Raw genomic sequence first — 18,213 nt, forward strand, 5'->3', positions numbered from 1 at the left:
GGCCCGTCATAACATGCAAGCAAATTTATTGCACTCACATTTAATGCGTAGACATTCAATGCGTACGCATATACGTTCGTCCCCATGGCTTCCACAGTCGAGACCTACGCGGGACCGCCCTCCCGCGAACAGTCCGTCCCCTCGTCCGCCACACCCGACCCGACGAACTCCGCTGCGCAATGGACCCCCAGACTCTGGGGCGTCCTGGCCGTGCTGTGCCTCGTGCTCTTCCTCGACGGCCTCGACGTCTCCATGGTGGGCGTCGCCCTGCCGTCGATCGGGCACGAACTCGGCCTCTCGGCGACCTCGCTGCAGTGGATCGTCAACGGCTATGTGCTCGGGTACGGCGGCCTGATGATGCTCGGCGGTCGTACCGCCGACCTGCTCGGCCGGCGCCGGGTCTTCCTCATCGCGCTCGCGGTGTTCGCCGCCGCCTCGCTCCTCGGCGGACTGGTGGACAGCGGCGGCCTGCTCATAGCCAGCCGCTTCATCAAGGGTCTGGCCGCGGCCTTCACCGCGCCGACCGCGCTGTCCATCCTGACGACCACGTTCCCCGAGGGCCCGGCGCGCAACCGAGCGCTGTCCGTGTTCTCCGTCTTCGGGGCGAGCGGCTACTCCTCCGGCCTGATCCTGGGCGGACTGCTCACCGAGTTCGGATGGCGCTGGACGTTCCTCACCCCCGTACCGCTGGCGATCCTCGCCCTGGTCGGCGGCTGGTTCCTGATCCCGCGCGACCGCCCCGCCGACTCCGGCGGGCACGACCTCGTCGGCGCCGTCACGCTCAGCGGCGGCATGCTCCTCGCCGTCTACACCGTGGTCTCCGCGCCCGAGCGCGGCTGGACCGCACCGTTGACGCTCGGCTCCGTCGCGCTGGCCGCGGCGCTGCTCACCCTCTTCGTGATCGTCGAAAAGCGCATCGCGCACCCGCTCGTACGGTTCGGCATCCTGCGCATCGGCACGGTGGTGCGCGCGAACCTGAGCATCGTCGCGCTCATGGGTTCGTACATGAGCTTCCAGTTCATGATGACGCTGTACCTCCAAGACGGTCTCGAATGGTCCGCGCTGCGCATGGCACTCGCTCTGCTGCCGGCCGGACTCGTCGTGGCCTTCGGATCACCGTTCACCGGACGCCTGATCAACCGCTACGGCACGGCGCCGCTCCTGATCGCGTCCATGGCCTCGATGAGCCTCGGATACGTGTGGTTCCTCGCCACGGCCGGTAGCACACCGAACTACGCGTTCACGGTGTTGCCCACCATGCTGCTCCTCGGCGGCGGATTCGCGTTCGGCTTCAGCTCGATCATGTCCCAGGCCACCGAGGGCATCGAGGACTCCGAACAGGGCCTCGCCTCGGGCCTGGTGCAGACCTCCGGCCAGGTCGGCGCGGCGCTCGTGCTCGCCGTCGTGACCGCCCTCACCACGGGCGCCACGGCCGGAGACACCGACTTCGGCGTCTACCGCCCCGGCGCGAACCTGGTCACCGGCGTCGCGATCGTGGGTCTGCTGCTCAACCTCGTCCCCCTGCTGGGTTCCACCGGCCGGCGGACGAAGTCCCCGACCGACCCGACCCGAGCGAACGTTCTGTAGCGCACGGGCGGATCGGCTCCGCACACCACGGGTGGCAGACCACGGGCTCGGACCCGGGTCTGCCACCCGTCTCGCGTTCGGGTCGAGGCCGATGCGGGTCGGGTGTCGAGTCGGGCGTCGGGTCGGGCACCGAGTCCGGCGTCGGGTCTCGTGTCGGTGGGAACCGGCGTAGCGTGGCAAACGAGGTCTTGTTCTCGTTGCGGGCGACGCCCGTGCCTTCGGTGCGCAGGACGTCCGGGGTCCGGGGTGCCGGCCCCCCGGGACGGGATTCGTACGCCCGAGGCGTCTCCCGCGGCGCCGATCGGCTGGGAGTTGCCATGTCCGTCTCCGACGTCGACCCCGTGCGGCAGGAAGCGTTCGCGGGGCGAATGATCAGCATTCTCAACGACGCCTGCCTGGCCTTCCTGGCCAGTGTCGGCCACCAGACCGGGTTGTTCGACACGATGGCGGCGCTGCCGCCCTCGACGAGCGACGACATCGCGCGCGCCTCGGGACTGAACGAGCGGTACGTGCGCGAGTGGCTGGGCGGGATGGTCGTCGGCGGCTTCGTCGAGTACTCGCCCGAGACCGCCACCTATGTGTTGCCGCCCGAACACGCGGCGTCGCTGACCGAGGCGGCCGGGCCGGCGAACCTGGCCGGGATGACGCAGTACATGGCCTTGATGGGTGAGGTCGAGCAGCGGATCGTGGGGGCGTTTCGGCGGGGCGGCGGCGTGTCGTACTCGGCGTATCCGCGTTTCCAGGCGCTCCAGGCCGAGGAGTCCGGCCGGGTCTGGGACGCGGCGCTGGTGGACGCCGTCGTGCCGCTGGTGCCGGGCCTGACCGAGCGGCTGCTCGCGGGCATCGACGTGCTGGATGTGGGGACGGGGCAGGGGCACGCGGTCAACGTGCTGGCCCGGGCGTTCCCGCGCAGCCGCTTCCGCGGGGTGGACATCTCCGCGCAGGGCATCGCCGCGGCCCGTCACGAGGCCGATGGACTGGGCCTGGACAACGCGGAGTTCGCCGTGGTCGACGCGGCCGATCCGCTCGGCTCGTACGACCTGATCACCGCGTTCGACGTGATCCACGACATGGCACAGCCGACCCGCACGCTGGCGGCCGTGTCCGACGCGCTGCGCGAGGACGGTGTGTTCCTGATGGGCGAGATCGCGGCGTCCAGCAACCTGGAGGAGAACATCGACCATCCGATGGGGCCCACCCTGTACGCGTTCTCGGTGTTCTATTGCATGACCGTCTCGCTGGGCGAGGGCGGCGAGGGGCTGGGCACGGTGTGGGGCGAGCAGGCCGCCCGGCAGAAGCTGGCGGAGGCCGGCTTCGCCGACATCCGGGCACACACCCTGCCCGACGACTTCGTCAACGTGTACTACGTGGCCCGAAACGCGTGAACCACCCGGCGCCCGTCGCTCCGCGCGCGGGGCCGTCTCGCCGGTGAGGTGCCTCTCGACGGGTCGTCGAGCCGGATGCCTCCCTCGCCGACGAGGTGCGGAACGACGGTGGCAGTAACCATCTTCACCATCCCTGCGGAGCCGTAGGTCGCCTACGGCTCCCGTGATCGGCGCGCGCCCGCCCCGAAAGGGCTTGCGGGCCACGGGCTATGACCGGTCACGGCACCGGCGTCGCCGGAACTCGCCGAATTTCGCCAGAATTTGCTGATTACACGGAATCTCTTCGCTTGGTGACACGCCCGTGTGAGTGTTCAGCTCGCTCGGGCACGAACCCGGCATGCACGGTCGTCCACGGCGCTCACGCGGCGCACGTGGCGCAAGCCGGTGACGTGGTCGAGGTCTGCCTTCCACCCAAGGAGCCTCGATGAATCGCAGAACGACCACGGCCGGGACCGTCCTGGCCATGCTCGCCGGCCTGACGGTCGGCGTGGCAACCCAGTCGGCCTCGGCCGACCCGTCCCCGCCCCCCGGTTCGCTGTCACTGGCGGTCTCCGCCGCCGACCGGGCCGCCGCAAGCGGCTTGGATGTCCTCGCCAAGGGTCCCGACGAGCAGTACGAACGGCAGGCGGTGACGCCGTGGGTCGACGATCTGTACTCCGTCGCCTATGAGCGCACCTACCGCGGCCTCCCGGTCGTCGGCGGCGACGCCGTCGTCCTGGCCGACGGCAAGGGCCGCGTGCGTGCCACCCAGTCCGCCACGAACGCCCGAATATCCGTCCCCATTCAGCCGATCGTGGCGGCCGGCGCCGCCGAGGCCACGTCCAAGGCCAAGCTCGCGGTCGTGGACCGGGTCGAGTCGCACCGCCTGGTCGTCCGGGTCAAGGACGGCAACAGCGCGCTCGCGTGGGAGACCGTGCTGGCGGGTCGTACCGCGACCGCGCCCAGCCGACTCCACGTCTTCGTCGACGCGAGCACGGGCACGGTGCTCGACACCGTCGACGACGTGAAGGCGGGCACCGGCAACAGCCAGTGGAACGGCCCGAATCCGCTCACCATCGACACCACGCAGTCGGGCAGCACGTACACGCTGCGCGACCCCGGTCGTTCCGGCCTGAGCTGCGCGGACTACAGCAACGGCCAGGTCTTCTCCAAGTCCACCGACTCGTGGGGCAACGGCCAGGCGTCCAGCAAGGAAACCGGCTGCGTCGACGTCATGTGGGCCGCGCAGAAGCAATGGAACATGCTCCGCGACTGGCTCGGTCGCAACGGCCACAACGGCAACGGCGGCAGCTGGCCGGTCAAGGTCGGCCTCAACGACATCAACGCCTACTGGGACGGCTCGTCCGTCGCGATCGGCCACAACCAGGCGAACCAGTGGATCGCGTCGATGGACGTCGTGGGCCACGAATTCGGGCACGGCATCGACCAGTTCACCCCCGGCGGCGCCGGCACGGAGCCGGGCCTGGGCGAGTCCACCGGCGACATCATGGGCGCGCTGACCGAGGCGTACGTGAACGAGCCGTCGCCGTACGACACTCCGGACTACACGGTGGGCGAGGTCGTGAACCTGGTCGGCCAGGGCCCGATCCGCTACATGTACAACCCCTCGACCAACGGCGACCCGAACTGCTACAGCTCGGCGATCCCCGGCACCGAGGAACACGCCGCTGCGGGACCGATGAACCACTGGTTCTACCTCCTCGCCGAGGGCACCGCCCCCGGTGGCGGCAAGCCCAACAGCCCCACCTGCAACAACACTTCCCTCACCGGCGTCGGCATCCAGAGCGCGGGCAAGGTCTTCTACGGCGGCATGCTGCTCAAGACCAGCGGCATGACCTACAAGAAGTACCGCACCGCCACGCTGAACTCGGCCAAGACGCTCGACTCCACCTGCGTCCTGTTCAACAAGACCAAGGCCGCGTGGGACGCGATCAGCGTGCCGGCCCAGACGGGTGACCCGACCTGCGTCGGCGGCCCCGGGAACCCCGACTTCTCGATGGGCGTCAGCCCGACCTCGGGCAGCGTCTCGCCCGGCAATTCCGTCTCGACCACGGTGAGCACGGCCGTCACCTCCGGCACAGCGCAGACCGTGACCTTCTCCACCAGCGGCCTGCCCAGTGGCGTGACCCCGACCTTCAACCCGGCGTCCGTGCAGGCCGGTGCCGGCTCCACGCTGACCCTGTCGGCGGGTTCGACCGCGCCGGCGGGTACGTACACGGTGACCGTGACCGGTACCGGCACCGCCACCACGCACACCGCGCAGTACACGCTCACGGTCAGCGGTCCCGGTAACCCGAACACGGACCCGCCGGACATCAGCATCACGAACGTCCAGGCGCATCTGGCCCAGTTCGGCACGATCGCGTCGCAGAACGGCGGCAACCGCCGGGCCGGCACCGCCGGTTACACCGCGTCGCTGGCCTACGTGAAGGGCAAGCTCCAAGCCGCCGGCTTCACCGTCACCGAACAGGTCTGCACCTCCTGCACCTACACCTCCAACAACCTCATCGCCGACTGGCCCGGCGGCCCCGCCGACCAGATCGTCATGTTCGGCGCCCACCTCGACGGCGTCAGCGCCGGACCGGGCATCAACGACAACGGCTCGGGTTCCGGCACGCTTCTCGAGAACGCGCTGGCCCTGGCCCAGGCCAACCCGACCATGACCAAGCACGTGCGTTTCGGCTGGTGGGCCGGCGAGGAGCAGGGCCTCCAGGGCTCGGCGTACTACGTGAGCCAGCTCAGCTCCGCCCAGCGCTCCACCATCAAGGGCTACTACAACTTCGACATGGTCGGCTCCCGCAACGCCGGCTACTTCATCAACAACGTCAACTCCACCACCGCCGCACCCCTCAAGGCCTACTGGGACACCCTCAACCTCCAACCCGAGGAGAACGTCGAAGGCCAAGGCCGCTCCGACGACTACTCCTTCCAACAAGGCGGCATCCCCACCTCCGGCTACGCGGCCGGAGCAAGCGCCCGCAAGACGGCGGCACAGGCAACCAAGTGGGGCGGCACGGCGAACGCGGCCTACGACTCCTGCTACCACTCGGCGTGTGACACCACGACCAACGTCGACGCCACGGTCCTCAACCGCAGCGCCGACGGCATCGCCTACGCCATCTGGAAGACCGCGGTCGGCGGCAGCACACCCACCAACGACTTCTCGATCGGCGCCACCCCGAACGCCGGCAGTGTCCAGCCCGGCAACTCGGCCACCACGACGATCAACACCGCCACCACCGCGGGCTCGGCCCAGACCGTGGCGCTGTCCTCCACCGGCGCACCCAACGGTGTGGGCGTGACCTTCAACCCGCAGTCCGTGCAGTCCGGGTCGTCCTCCACCGCGACCGTCACCGTCGCGGCCAACACCGCGCCGGGCACCTACCCGCTGACCATCACCGGCACCGGCTCGGTGACCCACTCGACCACCTACACCCTGACCGTCACCGGTGGACCCGGCGGCAACGCGCTCCAGAACGGCGGCTTCGAACAGGGCACCGCCAACTGGACACAGAACGCCAACATCATTTCCAACAGCACCGGAGCCACCCCGCACGGCGGCTCCTGGTACGCCTGGATGATGGGCTACGGCAGGACCGCCACCGAAACCCTGACCCAGACCGCCGTCACGATCCCGAACACGGCCGCACCGAAACTCCGCGTCTGGATCAAGACCACCACCCAGGAGACCGGCTCCACGGTCTACGACACCCTCAAGGTCAAGATCGGCAACACCGCCCTGGCCACCTACTCCAACGTCGGCGCCACCGGCACCTACGTGGAGAAGACCGTCGACCTCACCGCCTACAAGGGACAAACGGTCACCGTGCAATTCGCCGGAGCCGAGGACTCGTCACTCAGGACCACCTTCCTGGTCGACGACATCAGCATCTCGTGACGACCTGACCCCGTGACCCCCTGACCGAGCACACCCGATGACCGCCCCGCTCCCGGCCTTCCATGCCGGGAGCGGGGCGCACTCGTATCCCGGGGCGGCATGGTCGTCACGCGCGTGGCGCGTCCGCGGATTGGGAATGGGACGCCGACCGGGGCCGACCTCCACGGCGACGGCGAGTTCGGCCAGGTGGCAGGCGAGTTGCAGGTCGTCCGGGAGCAGTGCTCGGGCTCGGTCGGCCAGGGTGTCGGCTCCGCCGGCGAGTTCGGCGAGGACGGCGGCGAGTCACTCGCGCGGGGCGGGCAGCAGGTCGGCGGCGTAGCGTCGGCGGTGGTGCGGCATGCCGAAGCGGCGGGCCGTCGTCGGGAGGACGCGACCCGCCGCCGAGGGGCTGTGCGGTGGGGACTGCTTGGCCGAGGTGGGGACTACTGGGCCGCGGTGGGGACTACTTGGCGGGGTCGACCGCGAAGATGCGCGCCATGTCGTCGAGCACCATGTCCGCGCCCTGGAGGGACACCGAGGTCATCCAGGTCTCGTCCTGCACCTCGTGCACGTGACCGCCCTGGACCGCCTTCAGCCGCTGCCACAGCGGGTTGGCCAGGAACTTCGCCTTGCGCTCCGCGCCGCCCGAGAACGAGGTCACGAAGATGTGGTCGGCGTCGGCCTGTTCGATCTGCTCCTCGCTGATCTCGATGTTGAACTTCTCGGCGTCGCGCTGGTTCTCCGGCCGGGCCAGGCCCATGTCGGACAGGATGATGCCGCCGAAGGTCTTGCCCAGGTAGATGCGCGTGGGTCCGTCCACGAAACGCACGATGGACACGGTCGGGTTGCCGGCCTTCGCGTTGACCGCGGCGCCGATCTTCTTCGCCCGGGTCTCGTAGGCGGTGAGCTTGGCCTGCGCCTTGTCGTCCTCGCCGAGCGCCTGGCCGACGAGCTTGACGTTCTCCTTCCAGATCGGCCCGGTGGTCTTCACGAAGACGGTCGGCGCGATCTTGGACAGCTGGGCGTAGAGCTGTTCGTGGCGGACGGTCGCCGAGATGATCAGGTCGGGCTTGAGCAGCGCGATCTGTTCGAGGTTCGGGCCGGCGAGCGGGCCGACGTCCTTGGTGTCCTTCACCGCGGCGCCGAGGTAGGGCGGGAAGCCCTTCTGGTCGCGGTACGAACCGATCCCGCCGACCAGCGGGACGTCCAGGGCGGCGACCGCCTCGACGAGGCTGTTGTCCAGGGCCACGACCCGCTTGGGCTTGGCCTGGATCGTGGTGGTGCCCTTGTCGTGGGTGATCGTCCGGGGGAACGTGGCGGCGGACGCCTTCCCGCCGGCCGAGGCGGGAGCGCTCTGCGCGCTGTCGGCGGCCTTGGGCTCGGACTCGTCGCCACACGCGGTGAGGCCGGCCGTCAGCACGACGGCCAGTGCGGCGAAGCCGAGACGGGCGCTCCAACGGCGACGTCTGAGCGTGATCATGAACCCTCCACGGGTGAACGGGACGAACAAGGCCGACAAGGCGACGAACCGGGTGCGGGCGCACCGCGGGTGCGACGAGCGGCAACACGACGGCGCGAAGCCGAAATGGCCGCAAGCGCCACCTTTCGATCGCGATGAGGTTAGCCTTACCTTGGCCGAGCCGGATTGGCGGGGGTCCGTTCGACCGAAACCGGGGGGTCTGTTCGGCCACCATTAGGCGTGCCTTACCTTACGGTCGTGCCTTCGAAGCTCGACGCTCCCCCCGCCAACACCGCGGCCACCGCGCCCGACCCGCCCTCGCGACCGGCGAGTTCCGCCCGCCGCGGCACCGCTGTGGCGATCCTGCTCGCCGCGCTCGCCGTCGCCGTGTTCGCGTCCCTCGCCATCGGCACCAAGAACCTCGCGCTGTCGGACGTGTTCGCGGCCCTGGGCGGAAGCCGTGAGGGCGACGCCGTCGTGGTCCGCGACCTGCGCGTCCCGCGCACCCTCCTGGGCCTGCTCGTCGGTCTCGCCCTCGGCGTCGCCGGCGCGGTCGCCCAGGACATCACCCGCAACCCGCTCGGCGACCCGGGGCTGATCGGCGTCAGCGCCGGCGGCGCGTTCGGCGTCGCCGCGAGCATCGGCCTCCTCGGCCTGACCAGCCCCTACGAGTACGTGTGGTTCGCGTTCCTCGGCGGCGCCCTCGCCGGCCTGGTGGCCTATCTGGTCGGCGGAACCGGCTACGGCGGGGCGACACCCGCCAAACTCGCCCTCGCCGGCGCCGCGGTCACCGCCCTCCTCGAGGCCTTCACCAGCGCGCTCGTACTGCTCGACGTGCGCACGCTCGACCAATACCGCTTCTGGGCGGTCGGCTCGCTCGCCGGACGCGACACCGACCTCGGCATGCGGCTGCTGCCGTTCGTGGCCGTCGGCCTGGTCCTCGCGCTCGCCCTCGGCGGACGCCTCAACGCCCTCGCGCTGGGCGACGACCTGGCGAGCACGCTCGGCACCCGGGTCAAGACCACCCGGATCCTCGGCGCCGTCGCGGTCATCCTCCTCACCGGCTCGGCCGTCGCCGCCGCCGGACCGATCACCTTCGTGGGCCTGGTCGTTCCGCACATCGTGCGCGCGTTCACCGGCCCCGACGCGCGCTGGCTCATCCCCTGCTCCGGGCTCGCCGGCGCGACGCTGACCCTCGGCTCCGACGTCGTCGGCCGCGTGGTCGCCCGTCCCGGCGAACTCGAGGTCGGCGTGGTCACCGCGGTCCTCGGCGCGCCGTTCCTCATCGCGCTCGTCAAGCGCGGCAAGCTCAAGGAGCACTCCCGATGAGAGCCGAGCTCGGACCCGTCGGCATCGTCGTCCGCCCCCGCGTCGCCGTCGCCGTACTGACCCTGAGCGCCCTCGCCTTCTGCGGACTCGTCGCCTCGGTGTCCATCGGCACCTTCCACATCCCCCTCGGCGACGTCCTGGGCTCGCTGTTCGGCGTCGGCACCGGCGACGCCGACCTCATCGTGCGCGAACTGCGGCTGCCGCGCGCGCTCACCGCGCTGCTCGTCGGCCTCGCGTTCGGCCTGTCCGGCGCCGTCTTCCAAGCCGTCACCCGCAACCCGCTCGCCGGCCCCGACCTCATCGGCATCTCCGCCGGCGCCAGTGCCGGCGCGGTCGGCGTCATCCTGCTCGGCGGCGTCACCGCGGCCGGCGCCGGCTCGTTCGGCGCGGTCCCCTTCGGGGCACTCGCCGGCGCGCTGCTCACCGCGATCCTCATCTACACGATGGCGTTCCGCGGCGGCACCATCACCGGCTACCGCTTCGTCCTCGTCGGCCTCGCCGCACACGGCGCCCTGATGGCGATCACCCGCTGGATGCTCGCCCGCGCCGACATCGACCAGGCGGCGAGCGCGATGGTCTGGCTCACGGGCAGCCTCAACGGACGCGGCTACGAGCACGTGCGCTGGGTCGGCCTCGCGCTGCTGCTGCTCGTCCCGCCCACCCTGGCGATGGCCCGCTCCTACCAACTCCTGCAGTTCGACGACGACACCGCGCTCAGCCTGGGCATGCCCCTGCGCCGGGCCCGCATCGCCCTGCTCGTGCTGGCCACCTGCCTGGCCGCGGTGGCCACCGCCGCCGCCGGGCCGGTCGCGTTCGTCGCGCTCGGCGCCCCCCAGATCGCCCGCCGACTCGCCGGCACCGCCGGCATCCCCCTGGTGACCAGCGGCCTCGTCGGCGCGGCCATGCTGCTCGCCGCCGACCTCGCCGCCCGGCTCGCCTTCTCGCCGACCGAACTGCCCGTAGGCGTCGTCACCGGCGCGGTCGGCGCCCCGTACCTGATGTGGCTGCTCGCCCGGTCGAACCGGGCCGGAAAGGGAGGCTGACGTGACCACCACGTCCGACGCACGCGCGCCACAGGCACTGGAGGGCCGCGGCCTGCGCCTGGGCTACCGCGACCGCGTCGTCGCCGACGGCCTGGACCTGCACATACCCGCCGGCAAGGTGACCGCGCTGGTGGGCCCCAACGCGTGCGGCAAATCGACCGCGTTGCGCGCCCTGGCCCGACTGCTCAAGCCCACGGCCGGCGCCGTCCACCTGGACGGCGAGGACATCGCCACCCTGCCCGGCCGCGAACTCGCGCTGCGCCTGGCCCTGTTGCCGCAGACCCCCACCGCCCCCGAGGGCATCACCGTACGAGACCTGGTCGCCCGCGGCCGCACGCCGCACCAACGCTGGTGGCGGCAATGGTCGAGCGCGGACGACGCGATCGTCGACGCGGCGCTTTCGGCAACCGGCGTCGCCGCCCTCGCCGAGCGCTCCATCGACGAACTCTCCGGTGGGCAGCGCCAACGCGTGTGGATCGCGATGGCCCTCGCGCAGGAGACCTCGGTGCTGCTGCTCGACGAGCCGACCACCTACCTCGATCTCGCCTACCAGGTCGACGTCCTGGAACTGGTCGCCGAGCTCAATCGCACCGACGGCCGCACCGTCGTGATGGTGCTGCACGAGCTCAACCACGCCTGCCGCTACGCCGACCACCTCGTGGCCATGCGCGACGGCCGGGTGGTCGCAGAGGGAGCACCGGCCGACATCGTCACGCCCGAACTCGTGCACGACGTCTTCGGACTGCGAACCGCGGTGATCGAATGCCCGGTCGGCGGCGGGCCGCTGGTGGTCCCGCTCGGCGGCCGCCGAGAGGCGAACACCCAGAACCGCTGACCCGGCGGGAGGCGGCGCGCGCCGCGTGGGGCAACTCACTAGGCTGCACGGATGCGTTCACTGCTCGACGACTACGGCGACCTCCCCGCCGTGTCCGCGTTTCTCGACGCACTCGACAAGGTCATGAACAGCAACTCGTTCCTGCTCACGGTGCGCACCGACGAACCCGTCGGCGATCCGTGCGCGGTCCTGAGCGCCTTCGTCCACGACGACCTGTTCCGCGACATGCTGGTCACCGCCGATCAGCGGCGCGACTGGTGGAACCTGTCCGATTGGCCCGGCGACGAGCCCGTGCTCGACCCGGTCGCGCGCGCGGGCGCCCGGCTCGCCGTCGAGCCCCTCGACGCGGCCGGGCTCGCCCCCCGGTTGCGGTGCATGCTGACCGAGGCGTACAGCCCGTACGGCCGGTTTCGGGATCCTGCCGACGCCGACGAACTCGTCGCCGCGTTCCTGCGCGCGCTGCTTGGCGAACACGCCGGAGAACACACTCCGGGACCCATTGTGGAACCGGCCGTGGAACCCGCCGACGAGCACGCCGGATGGACGTTCGTCACGATCCGACCGGACTTCCTGTACAGCTCCGAGTACTTCACCGACACGAATCCCGAGCCGCTCCACTACTTCGACGGCGGCGCGGGCGACACCGCGACGGCGTTCCTCCGCGGTCGCGTGTGCCACCTGCTCCTGACCAACGGCTGCCCCTGACCCGACCGCCGACGCGCGAGGGGGAAGGGAACGAGTACTACGAGGGCTGACCGGTCCGCCCCGGCGCGCCGCGTTCCCCACCGGGCCTTCCGCCGGTCGTCGCGCCGGGCATCGCCCTTGCGACGTCCGCCGGTCGACGTCACCGGCGGCGGCCGCGGGGAACCTTCGGGTTCCTCAGCAGCACATGCGGGTGCGGGAGACCGAGCACACGGTGCCGCAGGTCTGGGCGGCGACGTCGATCTCGGTCAGTCCCCGCTCGGTCGCCGACCCGCCGATGTAGAGGGAGCCGGCCGGGTTTTCCATGCCCCGGGGTGATGCGGCGCCCGCGCGCCAGGCGTCGACGATCTCGTCGACGGGGATGCTGTTCGATGTCGTACGCATGGCGACACCTCTCGTCTTCCCTGAATGCTCGGATCCCTCGATGCGGGGACCCGGTCGTGCATGGGCGGGGCTCGGGCTCCGGTCCGGAGCGCAAAGGTGCGGAACCCACACCGTATCGCCGCGGCACAGCGGAAAACACCCCCGGAGAACGTGCGTTGCGTGAGTGTTCGTCACAACGCCCACCTCGCCCCGGCCAATATCTCGGCGATCGATTGCAGGGCCCGGTCCCGGTGAAACGAGCTGTCGATCGTGACTGGCCAGGGGCGGGGGCTTGGCCAGGTGCAGGGCGAAGAGCGCGCGGGTCCCTCGGCCGGGAACACCACGCGGCCGGTGAGGAGGTGGAAGTTCCAACACGAGGAACGGCCGGCCCAGGAGTTCCCCGACGTCGTAGACGGCGGCGATGCCGTCGTGGACAACCTTCGCCATGACCCGGCCCTCGCGGTGAAACCGGGCCAGGGCCTGCGCGTGCCCCGGTCCGCCTTCCAGTACGTCGACCCGCAGCACCTTCACCGCCACGGTCCTGCCCAGGCGCAGGTCCCGCGCTCGCCACACCTCGCCCATCCCGCCGCGGCCCAGCAACTGTTCCAGGTTGTACCGCCCCGCCATCTCGGTCTGCTCCCGCATCAGCCGGCCCTCTCTGCCGCGTCCGATGGCCCAGAAGGGAACAATCCCACGGCGGTCGACCGAGGAAGTCCGTAATGACCAACCCGGCCACGATCCGAAGCGCCCGGTCCGGCCCCGGATCGTTCGCCGCGCTCGACGTTGTCGTTGGGGGAACTGCCCCGCGAACCCGGTCGTTTCACCGACGACGCCACCCCCCTGCGATCGTCACACTGGGTACCGCTTGGATGCGGAAGTGTGTTTCGGTGCGTGCCACGCGCCGGGACGGGCGATCATGGGCGCATCGCGGGTGTGGGACGTCCTCGCCCGCCGGAAGGGCAACGCGTACTCGGTCGACGGGATCGCCTCGCCCTTCCAGTTCCCTCCGGCCACGAGAAGGAGTCGCCGAATGGTTGCGTCATCGATGACGGAACTACGTTTGTCATTGGAAGAGGAGGCCCAAGTACTCGCCGAGCGGCGGGATCTGCTACAGGAGGAACTGGCCGAGGTCGAGCGGCAATTGGAGGCCCGCCGCAATGCGGTGGAACACCTCGCGCTGATCCGCCCGCTCGTGCCGCTGCCTCGACCGGAAGCGGAACCCGTCGCGCCGGTCGAGGATGTCGCGCCGGTCGAACCGGCAGCGGAGGCCGAACCCGTCGCGGAGACCGAAACCGTCGCGGAGATCGAGCCGGTCGCGGAGGTCGAACCCGCCCCGGCGGTGGAGACCACTGCGGCCACCACCCGGCCCGCCCGTAAGAAGCGTCAGCCGAAGCCGGCGTCCGGAGAACAGGAGGGGATAGCAGCCACCCCCGCCCGTAAGACCCCTGCGGCCAAGAAGCCCGCGAAGAAGACCGCGCGCGCGAAGGCGAGCCGAGTCGCCAAGGCGGCGGCCGAACCGGTACCCATGCCGGCGCCCGAGCCGGTTGCCGAATCGGCACCCGAGCGTCCGGTCCGGACCCACCTGCGGGACGAGATCGCCGCGCTCCTGGAGGCGACCGGCGAGCCCATGAACGTCCGGCAACTCACCGAGGCCCTGGGTGAGATCGCGACGAAGAGCCGGATGGAAAGCGTGCGTACCTCCACCGAGGGTCTGGTCAAGGCCGGACGCGCGACCAAGACGGGACGTGGCCTCTTCACCGGCCCCACCGCCTGAACCGACTCCGGGAGCACCCGGTTTCGCGGACGACCGCCGGCTCGACATCAGGCCCGATGACCGTTCGGGCCTTGCCGCAGTCGGCGGCGTCCGTCACCGCGACGACCGTGGGCGCGAGGTGGGCGCAAGGTGGGCACGAGGTGAGCGGCGTCCGTACGGCCCTGCGTATATCACGGCCCGACCGGGACGATCACCATGTCCGTCGAGCCCATAAAGGGGTGGACAGCCCTCCGGCGGTGGGCGAACATCTCCGCGATGCATAACGAACCTCTCTCCATCCCCAAACGTGTCCGCTTCGTCGAGCTCAGCGCAAAGGCGCTGCGGGCGCTTGCCGACGGTGACCTCGCCGGCGGCAGCGCCGAGGCCGGGGTCGCCCTGGACGAACACTTCGTCTGCGACCGGGCCCGCTGGATCTTCGGCTATCGCGCTGACCAGCTCGCCAAGGACCCGTCCCTCGCGCCCTGGATCACACGGGCCGCGGTGTCCGAGCCGGACGGGGCCGTCGTCGGCGACGCCGGGTTCCACGGCCCGCCGGACGAGGCCGGCGTGGTCGAGGTCGGCTACACCGTCGTGCCCGGGTACCGCCGCCAGGGCTATGCCCGCGCCATGCTGACGGCGCTGCTCGTCAGGGCCGCCGCCGAACCCGGTGTCAGGACGGTGCGGGCCACTATCGGATCCGACAACAACGCCTCCCTGGCCACCATCGCGGGCTTCGGTTTCACGCGCGTCGGCGAGAAGGGGAACGAGCGCGACGGGTTCGCGATCGTCTTCGAGGTCCCGGCAGACGCGATTCAGGCCGAGTAGCTCCACGGCCTCGGCGGACATGGTGAGGGCATCGCCGAGGACGAGGCGCGGCCCCAGCACGCCTGGCGCGAGACACGGCGGCAGTCCTCGGCGAGGCACCCGAGGCTCGATTTCCCCCGAGGCCGTAGGCGCGTCGCATCGGTAACCCGTGGGTTAACCGCGGTTGCGGGATCGGCCGTTGTTCGCGGCGCTCGCACACCGCGCACTCCTGACCACCGGCGCCACCCTCGCCATGGCCAAAGCCCTCCGCCTCCACCGCCGCAACCGGTAGTCGGCGGCCTGCCGAGCAGGCCGAGTGGGTCGAACTACCCGGGGAACGGCGCGTGACGCTGTCGCGGCCAAGGCCCTCGACCCGACGTGCGGCGTCTTGACCAAGACCGAGGCCGCGTGGAACGCGGTCGGAGTCCCGGCAACGGCCGGTGACCCGGTCCGCCCCTGAGATCTCCGACGGTGTCCCCTCCCGCGACCGACGGACCGCCGACCGACCGCCGCGACTCCGGCGTCCGTGCACACGCCGGAAAACCCACGGCGAGGATGTCACCGGCCACCTCGGACAACGCTTCACTCGGTCCTCACGGCCACGTCCCACCGTCGCCCGTGACCTCGGATGTGCGGCTCCAAGTTCTCCGCGAGTCCTTCGAGCATCCGGAACGTCTCCAGGTAGGACTCGGGCGTCACGGATTGCGGCTCGTCGGCACGCTCCTCGGCCCCCTCGCGGAGGATCAGACCGTCGGGATCGGGATGACCCTCGATGGCCAGGGCGATGCCACCGCGCGCGCCTGGGACGCTCAGGAGCCGGTATGCCTGTCGGGGCCGCTCGTACAGGCCGGCCGAGAAGGGGATGACGCGCACGTCGATGTCGGGGCGCTGGGCGTACTCGTGTATCCGCCGGAGCTGTCGCCGCATCACGGCCGGGCCGCCGACCATCCTGCGCAGCACGCTCTCGTCGACGATGAGGCGCATCGTGGGCCCGTCCGGTCCCAGCATCCGTGCCTGGCGCGCCAGCCGCAGCTCGACCGCTTCGCGGACGCGAGCGGCCCCGGGCGTCCGCAGGGTGGTGTTCAGGACCGCGTGCGCGTACTCCTCGGTCTGCAACGGCTCGGGCACCAGGTGCGGTTCGAAACAGCGAACGAGCGTCGCAACGGATTCGTACGCGAGCAGCACTCGCAGCTCGGCCGTCATCAGGTTGCGGTACGGGTACCACCACGCACGACGCTTGGCCGCCCGTGCCATCGCGACATACTCGTCGACCCGGGCCGAGTCCCGAACGCCGTACTGCCGCAGCAGCGCCCGTAGGTCGGAGATCGTCACGACCACCATTCCGGTCTCGATCCGGATCAGCTTCGAGAGCGACCAGTCCATCGCGACGCTCACTTCGCGCTGGGTGAAGCCGCGGGTCTCCCGCAGCCGCCGTAGTTCCTTGACCAGGGCTCGCCCGATCATCGTCGGATCGGTCCGCAGGGTCGCGTCGGGGTCGACCTCCGAAGCGGCCCCGGCCTCGGGGGCCTCGACCTCCGGGGGCGGCGCCGCAGCGCTCCGCAGCCGGCGCATCAGGGGCGCGTCGGCCATCGCGAACGGCCGCGCGTCGGGCCCGACCACGTGCGTGGTTCCGCCCTCCGCCAAGAGCACGGACACGCTCGGCGTGACATCGACATGACGTGCGAGGTAGCGCGTGACCCCCTCGACGGTGCGCAGCCCGTCGACCACCGACAGGGTGTCCAGGAGCAACTCCCCCACCTGCGACTCGAAGGCGTACTCGGTGCCTTCGGGCCCCTGCTCGCCGAGTCGGTGCACGACCAACAGACCACTCGCGAAGACCTCGGCGAGGTGCGCGGGTGTGGCGCCGACGACCGTGGCGTGCTGGACCAGGCGCATGACGGGCAGCGTCAGGGGCGCCACGGCGGCGAAGTGACCGGCGAGCCGGAATGCCTCGTAGGACGCGTTCTCGTGGAACTCGCGGATGCGCTCCCGGGGCGTGGCCGGTTGCCGGGAGGGGTACCGCGCCGGGCGGGCGTCGACCCCGAGCATCGTGACCGCCAGGGATTCCGCCTCCGTCGCGGAGGCGACCAGATCCGCCCATGGACGGGGCGACACGGTGGGAAACTCCAGCACGGGTACCGGGACATCGCCCTTCGGGTCGCCGATGTCCAGGCCCGGCGGCAGGAACGGATGCCGAACACTCAGCAGGCGGTTGGCCGCGGCCGGTCCCGGCGCCCGCACGTCCAGCCGCGTGCAGCGGATGCCGGTGGCGTCCCACAGCCGCGCGGGCAACGTGTGCAGGAGGGCCAGCGGCCCCGCCCGGGCGCGGCGGGCGAGCAGCCGCTGGGCCGCGCCCGTGTGCCAGGCCGGCCCGATCCCGTCGGTCAGCACCAGGGTCAGACCCCTGCCCTCGACCTCCGGCGCCACCCTGGCCCCGGCGGCGAACGGGCGCGTGCGCAGTGCCATCCTCGTCTCGTCGCTGTCCAGGCCGACCACCTTGATCCGGCGGAACGCGCCCAGTCGGTGCAGGAGTTGTCGCAACTCGACGGTGAGTCGGTTCCAGATCACCATCGACGAACCGGTGTCGACCACGAGGGTCAGATCGAGCCAGGGTTCCACTTCCGGGCGAAGGACCGCGGTGATCAGGCCGGTGTCGGCGGCCGCCCGCACGGTCGCGGCCTCGTCGAGCCGGCGCGTGTACACGGAGGGCACGGTGCGGCGCAGCGGCTTGAGCGCGCGGGCCAGTTCGGTGGCGTTCGGGATCGCCCGCGGCGCGGGCACGTCGGCGGGCACGGCCGGCCTGCCTTCGGTGCCCTGGGCTCCCTCGGAGGCGTACAGCCCGGCCGGCCGCCGCCTCGCCGGACCCGCGCCGCCCGTCCTGCCGACCCGGTGGCGGTTCCGCCCGCCAGCGGCGTCTTCGCGGCCGGCTCGGGGTCGGCCGGGGTCGGCTCCGGGTCGGGGGTGCCCGTGCCCGCGCCGTGCGGGCGTGCCGTTTCCCGAGGCGGCAGGACGCGCGCCAGCCACAGCACGTCCAGGCACTGGTCGATGTCGACGCCGGCGTCGCGCAGCACCGCCC

General features: G+C 71.0%; 12 protein-coding genes. 9 read left to right on the forward strand and 3 right to left on the reverse strand.

Going from position 1 to position 18,213, the window contains the following annotated elements; translation table 11 throughout:
- The first annotated feature begins 84 nt into the window (after window positions 1–84).
- The 3 genes from OG928_RS36845 to OG928_RS36855 all read left to right on the forward strand — a co-directional run bounded on the left by OG928_RS36845 (window position 85) and on the right by OG928_RS36855 (window position 6,870).
- Complete coding sequence (locus OG928_RS36845; RefSeq protein ID WP_331766346.1) at window positions 85–1,587, forward strand: MFS transporter; 1,503 nt, start codon at window positions 85–87, stop codon at window positions 1,585–1,587.
- 317 nt (window positions 1,588–1,904) lie between these two features.
- Window positions 1,905–2,972 (forward strand): class I SAM-dependent methyltransferase, encoded by a 1,068-nt coding sequence (locus tag OG928_RS36850; protein WP_331766347.1) that lies wholly within the window; start codon window positions 1,905–1,907, stop codon window positions 2,970–2,972.
- Between the two features lie 424 nt (window positions 2,973–3,396).
- Window positions 3,397–6,870, forward strand: a complete 3,474-nt coding sequence (locus OG928_RS36855) for a M28 family peptidase (protein WP_331766348.1) — start codon at window positions 3,397–3,399, stop codon at window positions 6,868–6,870.
- Window positions 6,871–7,312: 442 nt separating this feature from the next.
- Here OG928_RS36855 and OG928_RS36860 read toward each other — a convergent pair whose 3' ends face one another.
- Complete coding sequence (locus tag OG928_RS36860) at window positions 7,313–8,329, reverse strand: iron-siderophore ABC transporter substrate-binding protein (protein ID WP_331766349.1); 1,017 nt, start codon at window positions 8,327–8,329, stop codon at window positions 7,313–7,315.
- Between the two features lie 237 nt (window positions 8,330–8,566).
- Here OG928_RS36860 and OG928_RS36865 point away from each other — a divergent pair, with 237 nt between their 5' ends.
- From OG928_RS36865 to OG928_RS36880, 4 genes are read left to right on the forward strand one after another with little or no spacing between them, the layout of a single operon-like run.
- A complete protein-coding gene (locus OG928_RS36865) occupies window positions 8,567–9,637 on the forward strand; it encodes a FecCD family ABC transporter permease (RefSeq protein ID WP_406291553.1) in 1,071 nt (356 codons plus the stop codon).
- A complete protein-coding gene (locus OG928_RS36870) occupies window positions 9,634–10,680 on the forward strand; it encodes an iron chelate uptake ABC transporter family permease subunit (RefSeq protein WP_331766351.1) in 1,047 nt (348 codons plus the stop codon). Before OG928_RS36865 ends, OG928_RS36870 begins: the two co-directional genes overlap by 4 nt.
- Window position 10,681: 1 nt before the next feature.
- On the forward strand, window positions 10,682–11,515 hold the full coding sequence (locus tag OG928_RS36875) for an ABC transporter ATP-binding protein (RefSeq protein ID WP_331766352.1): 834 nt from the start codon (window positions 10,682–10,684) through the stop codon (window positions 11,513–11,515).
- A 51-nt stretch (window positions 11,516–11,566) separates the two neighbouring features.
- On the forward strand, window positions 11,567–12,220 hold the full coding sequence (locus OG928_RS36880) for a hypothetical protein (RefSeq protein WP_331766353.1): 654 nt from the start codon (window positions 11,567–11,569) through the stop codon (window positions 12,218–12,220).
- Between the two features lie 174 nt (window positions 12,221–12,394).
- Here the strand turns inward: OG928_RS36880 and OG928_RS36885 are convergent, their stop codons facing one another.
- Window positions 12,395–12,601: a DUF6229 family protein gene (locus tag OG928_RS36885; RefSeq protein WP_406291554.1), complete on the reverse strand. Its 207-nt coding sequence runs from the start codon at window positions 12,599–12,601 to the stop codon at window positions 12,395–12,397.
- Between the two features lie 1,009 nt (window positions 12,602–13,610).
- Here OG928_RS36885 and OG928_RS36890 point away from each other — a divergent pair.
- Together OG928_RS36890 and OG928_RS36895 are read left to right on the forward strand one after the other, a co-directional pair.
- Entirely contained in the window at window positions 13,611–14,354 is a 744-nt protein-coding gene (locus OG928_RS36890) for a hypothetical protein (RefSeq protein ID WP_406291555.1), read from the forward strand.
- 255 nt (window positions 14,355–14,609) lie between these two features.
- The gene (locus OG928_RS36895; protein ID WP_331766356.1) at window positions 14,610–15,158 is read left to right on the forward strand and encodes a GNAT family N-acetyltransferase; all 549 of its coding nucleotides are present in this window, start codon (window positions 14,610–14,612) and stop codon (window positions 15,156–15,158) included.
- A 561-nt stretch (window positions 15,159–15,719) separates the two neighbouring features.
- Here OG928_RS36895 and OG928_RS36900 read toward each other — a convergent pair.
- Window positions 15,720–18,176 carry a Scr1 family TA system antitoxin-like transcriptional regulator gene (locus OG928_RS36900; RefSeq protein ID WP_331766357.1) on the reverse strand — a complete coding sequence of 819 codons (2,457 nt, stop codon included), beginning with the start codon at window positions 18,174–18,176 and terminating at the stop codon, window positions 15,720–15,722.
- Window positions 18,177–18,213: the final 37 nt, after the last annotated feature.

The sequence above is a fragment of the Embleya sp. NBC_00896 genome, from assembly GCF_045207785.1.
Taxonomy (GTDB): domain Bacteria; phylum Actinomycetota; class Actinomycetes; order Streptomycetales; family Streptomycetaceae; genus Embleya.